Origin of the sequence: Chamaesiphon sp. GL140_3_metabinner_50, assembly GCF_025361915.1 — a bacterium.
Lineage (GTDB): Bacteria > Cyanobacteriota > Cyanobacteriia > Cyanobacteriales > Chamaesiphonaceae > Chamaesiphon.
In genome coordinates, this window is the sequence record NZ_JANYJC010000203.1 from 1 (window position 1) to 6,273 (window position 6,273).

6 protein-coding genes and 1 pseudogene are annotated in these 6,273 nt (G+C 47.0%); 4 read left to right on the forward strand and 3 right to left on the reverse strand.

All coding sequences use genetic code 11. The features are described from left to right. The 3 genes and pseudogenes from Q0R35_RS10115 to Q0R35_RS10125 all read right to left on the reverse strand — a co-directional run. Positions 1-464 (reverse strand): annotated as a pseudogene (locus tag Q0R35_RS10115) (serine hydrolase); the annotation flags it as partial. Next, positions 425-1,540: a thiamine-phosphate kinase gene (gene thiL, locus Q0R35_RS10120; protein WP_295617083.1), complete on the reverse strand. Its 1,116-nt coding sequence runs from the start codon at positions 1,538-1,540 to the stop codon at positions 425-427. The gene thiL and the pseudogene Q0R35_RS10115, both read right to left, overlap by 40 nt. Before the next feature lie 30 nt (positions 1,541-1,570). Beyond that, positions 1,571-2,221, reverse strand: a complete 651-nt coding sequence (locus tag Q0R35_RS10125) for a GNAT family N-acetyltransferase (RefSeq protein WP_295617086.1) — start codon at positions 2,219-2,221, stop codon at positions 1,571-1,573. Positions 2,222-2,487: 266 nt separating this feature from the next. On the opposite strand from Q0R35_RS10125, the gene glpX reads away from it, so the two are divergent. The 4 genes from glpX to Q0R35_RS10145 all read left to right on the forward strand — a co-directional run bounded on the left by glpX (position 2,488) and on the right by Q0R35_RS10145 (position 6,253). Then, positions 2,488-3,525, forward strand: coding sequence for a class II fructose-bisphosphatase (gene glpX, locus Q0R35_RS10130; protein WP_295617089.1), 1,038 nt, complete (start codon positions 2,488-2,490; stop codon positions 3,523-3,525). A gap of 337 nt (positions 3,526-3,862) precedes the next feature. Then, positions 3,863-5,152: a glutamyl-tRNA reductase gene (locus Q0R35_RS10135; protein WP_295617093.1), complete on the forward strand. Its 1,290-nt coding sequence runs from the start codon at positions 3,863-3,865 to the stop codon at positions 5,150-5,152. A 218-nt stretch (positions 5,153-5,370) separates the two neighbouring features. Continuing rightward, positions 5,371-5,862 carry a hypothetical protein gene (locus Q0R35_RS10140; protein ID WP_295617096.1) on the forward strand — a complete coding sequence of 164 codons (492 nt, stop codon included), beginning with the start codon at positions 5,371-5,373 and terminating at the stop codon, positions 5,860-5,862. Between the two features lie 157 nt (positions 5,863-6,019). Continuing rightward, positions 6,020-6,253, forward strand: a complete 234-nt coding sequence (locus Q0R35_RS10145; protein ID WP_366944862.1) for a DUF1902 domain-containing protein — start codon at positions 6,020-6,022, stop codon at positions 6,251-6,253. The last annotated feature ends 20 nt before the right edge of the window (positions 6,254-6,273 follow it).

Genomic DNA, 6,273 nt, shown 5'->3' on the forward strand with positions numbered 1-6,273 from the left:
GATTGATAGTAGCGGTTGACGAGGTTGCGTTGGGCTTTCCAGGTTTCAAATGGCCCAGCAGACAATTCGGGGCCGCTGGTGGTGCCTGTGAGGGTATCGACGACGAGGCTGGTAGCATCGTTGCTAGAGTCGATTATCATATCCCGGACAGCGCGATCGAGTTCGGCTGAAGCTGTTGCCATGCCTTGTTCTAGCCATTCATGCATTGCTAATAAGTAGAATAATTTGACAATACTGGCTGGGTAAATTCTTTCGCCACCGCGATGGCTAAATCCCCGCACGGGATATTTCCACAGTTCGTCGGCGGTAATCGCTCCACCCGTATTTACCGGAATCGGTCGATCGTAAACCAGCCATGTTAGCGCGATTTGTTCTGGTTTTAAATCGGGAAATTTGGCATGTGTATCAGCTAATACTTGCTCTGCTAGTGACGTGAGGTTTGAATCGGCGTGGTAGAAGGACATGAGGGAGTAAGAGGTAAGGAGTACAGTTCGGCTATCGATCGCTGACCGGAGTTGGGAGTAATACTCAGATCGGGTTTAAAATGCTGAAATCCAGATTGTCGATCGAGATGAATGGGGGGTAATTCAGTCAGATCGTCGTTTAATATAATATCTGGTGACTGGACGATCTGACCGATTAATGCGGCACCACCACCGAGTTGTTCGACTAATGCTAGGGCGACTGGTGCTGGCAGACATAATACTAGTTCAAAGTCTTCGCCACCGTAAAGAGCGGATGTTAGCGCGGTATCTGGAAATATTTTAGCGAGCGATGGTGAAATGGGGATGCTCGATCGAGTCAGTACGGCACCGACATTACTACATTCGCAAATTTGGACGATCGCATCTGCTAAACCATCGCTACTATCCATCCCGCTAATGGTGAATACTTCACTCGTACTCGATCGCAACTCTTCGAGGATTGGCGGTACATCTAGCCTCGGTTGGGGTCGTTGGTGGGCAATAATTAGCCTGTCTCGATGCTGTTGTAAATCGGCTCGATCGACACCTAATTTGGGATTGAGAAGTAATTGCAATCCGGCGTTAGCGTCACCATGATAACCCGTTACCACGATCGCATCGCCAACTCTAGCAGTCGATCGCGCGATAATATTCTCTCTCTGTGCGCTACCTAAAGCGGTAATCGCCACAGTCACCACGCTCGATCGGGTTAAATCGCCCCCAATTATCCCCGTTCCATACCGCGTCAAACATGCCGCCATCCCCGCATAAAGCTGCTCTAACCAGACGATCGGCACTGTCGGGGGCAAACTCAACCCCACGGTAATTCCCAAGGGTGTAGCCCCCATTGCGGCCAGATCTGATAAATTTGCGGCAACCGATCGCCAGCCGACATCAAATGCCGTTGTCGTGCGATCGCTAAAATGCACGCCATCGACCAGTACATCAGTAGTGATTATTAACTCACAACCTGCTGGTGGATGGACAATTGCCCCGTCGTCGCCGATCGTATTCGGGAGACAATAGGGTGCGATTAATTTCAATAATCCGCGTTCGCCTAGATCGCTAATTCGCATCGTCGGGATGAGTTAATCATAGTACTTTGGCTAGGGGCGGATTGTCTGCGGACAAACACGACAACTTGAGGCAGGACAACAGATCGGATTGTTTTCTGCTTTGTTAGTAACAGTGGCTATTATTGCCAAGAAAACTACCGATAAGATAATCTTAACTGTTTGTGTTGCTAGTTTCTGTGTGGGTAGACATGGAATTAATTCTTTTTCAAGTAGTTCGCACGGGATCCATACCGAGCCTTGGGAGAAGAAGCCAGTTTCTCGTTTAAACTGGTAGCTATTTTTCTTGTAAAAATCGCTCGATTCTATTGATGACATCACTACCAGCGTTTCGATCTTCCCGGAGATCGCCAGCCGTTCTAGCTCTGTTAATAATTTCCCCCCAATACCTTTATTCATAAACTCTGGATGAACGTACAATCCAGCGATCTGAGGTTGTGCAAATATGTGGGGTTTAGCAAAACAAATAAATCCAACTGGGATCCGATCGTTATCTTCGGCTATTAGCGTAGTCCCACTTGAAAAATAAATTCTCGTCATAGCTGCTTGTCCAGCAATTAGAGATTCAATTTGTTGGGAATCGTATTTCCTAGACCGATCGGGTAGATTGGATAAAGATTTGGTTTGTAGATCGATAATTGCCTCTAAATCTGCTGTTTTGGCTAGGCGAATACTAACTTCCATTCCTGGCGAATCGGGATTTTACCTTTTCAATTTTGCAGTCCTCTCGCTAGAAGGCTGTGATATCGCCAACAAATTTCAGTGACAGGCTGAATTCGCCCCTCTTCAATCGTGCTAACTGACTCTGAGAGATACATTTGTATTTTCAAGCGATCTGAGCCATCTTGACAAAAGTCACAAAAATTCGAGAAACGATCGCGCGTCCCCTCGCTCTGGTAGACTTGTAGACTGAAATCCCTATAAATAAAGCCCTTTAGGAGCAAGTCGCAGTGGAAAATAGTTTAGGTTTAGAAATTATAGAAGTAGTAGAGCAAGCGGCGATCGCGTCAGCACGCTTAATGGGTAAGGGCGACAAAAACGAAGCCGATCGTGTTGCAGTTGAAGCAATGCGCGAACGGATGAACAAAATCCACATGCGCGGACGCATCGTGATCGGAGAAGGCGAACGCGACGATGCACCCATGCTCTATATCGGTGAAGAAGTTGGGATTTGTTCTCAGCCTAACGCTGCTGACTTGTGTACGATCGACGAACTGATCGAAATCGACATCGCTGTCGATCCTTGCGAAGGTACTAACTTGTGTGCATACGGACAACCCGGTTCGATGGCTGTATTGGCGATCTCCGAAAAAGGTGGTTTATTTGCCGCGCCTGACTTCTACATGAAGAAACTCGCAGCACCCCCAGCCGCTAAAGGTAAAGTAGATATCAACAAATCTGCTACCGAAAACCTCAAGATTTTATCGCAGTGTCTGGATCTCGCGATCGAAGAATTAGTTGTCGTCGTCATGAAACGCGAACGTCACAACGATCTGATTGCCGAAATTCGGGCTGCTGGCGCGCGCGTTGCCCTAATTAGCGATGGTGACGTTGGTGCGGCAATCAACTGCGGTTTTGCAGGTACCAACATTCACGCGCTGATGGGTATCGGTGCGGCTCCTGAAGGGGTAATTTCCGCAGCGGCTCTCCGTTGTTTAGACGCTCACTTCCAAGGACAATTGATCTACGATCCCGCAGTTGTCAAAACTGGTTTGATCGGCGAAAGTAAAGAAGCGAACATCGAACGTCTCAAATCAATGGGCATCACCGACCCTGATAAAGTCTACACTGCTGAAGAACTAGCTTGTGGTAAAAATGTCCTGTTCGCTGGTACTGGGATTACCTCCGGGAATATCATGAACGGCGTTAACTTCTTTAAAGGTGGCGCACGGACTCATACTCTAGTTATCTCCAGTCAGTCCAAAACTGCTCGGTTCGTCGATACCATTCACATGAGCGACAAACCTCAGACAGTTAGCCTGCGCTAGGGGTTAGGCTTTAGGCTTTAGGCTTTAGGCTTTAGGGATGCAGGCATCCCTTTAAATAACTAACACCTAGAGCCTAAAACTCAAAATCTGGAGCCTACAGGCAAACCCTCAAACGCTAAATTTCAATACCTAAAGCCTAAAGCCTAATGAAGAACCATTTACAAGTCGCTGAGATCGGAGCAAGATAGACAGTGATTGTATACAATGTCAAAGACAGCCACCAGTTGGCATGACACACAACGTACCTATCTATCTTGCGTTGTCAACGGTTGAATGTCCGTAACTTAAATAACAAAACTTTAAAAATTAATTATCACCTTTTGAACGCGGAGCAGATATGAATATTGCTGTTATCGGTTTGAGTCACAAAACCGCACCTGTAGAAATACGTGAAAAACTCAGCGTTCCCGATACGCAGATGGAAGCGGCGATTCAAACTCTGTGCAGTTATCCCCACATTCAAGAGGCGACGATCCTCAGCACTTGCAATCGCCTAGAAATCTACATCGTTACGCCTACAGCCGATCGCGGCGTACAGGATGCGATCCAATTTCTGTCAGAATTTGGTAAACTGCCCATCAAAGATCTCAAGCAGCATTTATTTATGCTCTTGCACAAAGATGCCGTCATGCACCTGATGAGAGTGGCTGGTGGTTTAGATAGTTTGGTACTGGGTGAAGGGCAAATCCTCGCTCAAGTCAAACAAACGCACAAAATCGGACAGCAGTATAAAGGGATGGGTTCGATTCTCAATCGGCTATTCCGTCAAGCTCTCACCGCCGGGAAACGCGTCCGCACGGAAACGAGTATCGGTACGGGTGCAGTGTCGATCAGTTCGGCTGCGGTAGAATTAGCACACATGAAAGTCTGCAATTTCGACAATCATCGGATTGCAATTTTAGGCGCGGGTAAGATGTCTAGGTTATTGGTACAGCATCTGATTTCTAAAGGTGCTACCGATGTGACGATTTTAAATCGATCGGTAAAACGCGCTGAAGAACTCAAACAAATGTTTACGGCGATCGACTTGCAACTCCAACCGATGACGGAGATGATGAGTACGATCGCCACTTCCACGATCGTTTTTACCAGTACCTCTGCGACAGAGCCATTATTAAATGCTGCTAAACTAACAGCAGTCATCGATCCGCATCACTCCCTGATGATTTTTGACATCTCCGTACCCCGCAACGTCCACAGCGATGTCAATGAGTTAGCCAATATTCGGGCTTTTAACGTAGACGATCTTAAAGCCGTCGTCGCTCAAAATCAGGAACGCCGCCAGCAAATGGCGCAAGAAGCCGAAGGCATCTTAGATGAAGAAGTCGAAAACTTTAACAGTTGGTGGCAATTGCTCGAAACAGTTCCCACTATCAACTGTTTGCGCGATAAAATGGAAGCAATCCGGATGCAAGAGCTAGAAAAAGCTTTATCTAGATTGGGAGCCGAATTTGGCGAACGCCATCAAGAAGCGATCGAAGCTTTGACTAAAGGCATCGTCAATAAAATTCTCCAAGATCCGATGGTACAACTTCGCGCTCAAGAAGATAGCGAAACCCGTAAAAAAGCCATGCACACGCTTCAGGTGTTATTTAACCTCAGCAGCGAAGCGATCGAGGCTCAGTAGGCACTGTAGAGTACTCTAGAGTTGCTGCGTAGTCCTTTACCCCACCCCAACCCTCCCCTTATAAAGGGGAGGGAGCAAGAAAAGCCCCCCCTGCTTGGTGCGCTTACACTGTCGGGGAACCCGAACATTGCACGCATCCGCTTTATAAGGGGGGGTTGGGGGGGGTACACCAACTCAGCCGAAGTCTGAAAAATTTTCAGTACGTCCAAAGCCTAATCATGGATATTTCGGAATCGATCGAACGTGCGGTTGGTAACTATTTTACCCAGTGGTTTGCAGCACACCCCTATTTGACTTGGTTGAGTGCCCATCCCTTGGTAAGTTTGGGATTGTGCTTACTAATAATCTTCTCTGCATGGGGGCTAATTAAGGCGATCGGGCGGGGCATCGAGCAAACTTGGTTATTTGTACTCACGACACCATTTAAGCTGCTCCAGCCGATTTTTGGACTCATGTGGAGATCGATTCGGCGCAAATTTGGGCACAATAATACTACGAGCGATCGGTTAGACTCACACTTAACTCTAACTGCTCCTACCGAGCGCGTTACAGAGATCGTCGATCGCTTGCACGCCCTGACGCAAGAGCAACAACAACTACTGTCCGAACTAGCACAGCTTACAGGCGAAACCTCGATCGAGGTAGCTACCAACAGCAAATTAGATACTCAGTATAAAAATATGTACGCCAAGTTACTGAAATTAAACTAACAATAACTTATTAGCGATAGTATCGATCGGCTAGATGTGTCATAATTTAAATGCGAGTACCTCGTTTCCAGAACGTCTGCCACAGTAGGCACAGATCGCTAAGTTGAATCTTCCCCAACCTTTTACCGAAACCTTAAAATTGTACGACAGTAATTCAGTGGAAAGACTAATTAACGTTCATATCGAAAAATTACCAGAAGGATTCTATCTAGCTACTTCTGACGCGTTACCTGGATTAATCGCACAAGCTCCTAGTCTGACTGAAACACTAGAAATCGCCCAAGATGTCGCCAAACAACTACTAGCGGCAATGTCAGAACGCAACCAGTTTGTGGATAGTTTCCCGACAATCGCCGATGAATTTGACTGTCCTCTCGTACTAACTAGATAGATGGGATGGGCAGGTTATCG

Bases quoted from the DNA above. Each gene is read 5' to 3' on its own strand.
- Q0R35_RS10135 (WP_295617093.1), top strand. From the start codon at position 3,863: ATGAATATTGCTGTTATCGGTTTGAGTCACAAAACCGCACCTGTAGAA.
- thiL (WP_295617083.1), bottom strand. From the start codon at position 1,540: ATGCGAATTAGCGATCTAGGCGAACGCGGATTATTGAAATTAATCGCA.
- Q0R35_RS10125 (WP_295617086.1), bottom strand. From the start codon at position 2,221: ATGGAAGTTAGTATTCGCCTAGCCAAAACAGCAGATTTAGAGGCAATT.
- Q0R35_RS10140 (WP_295617096.1), top strand. From the start codon at position 5,371: ATGGATATTTCGGAATCGATCGAACGTGCGGTTGGTAACTATTTTACC.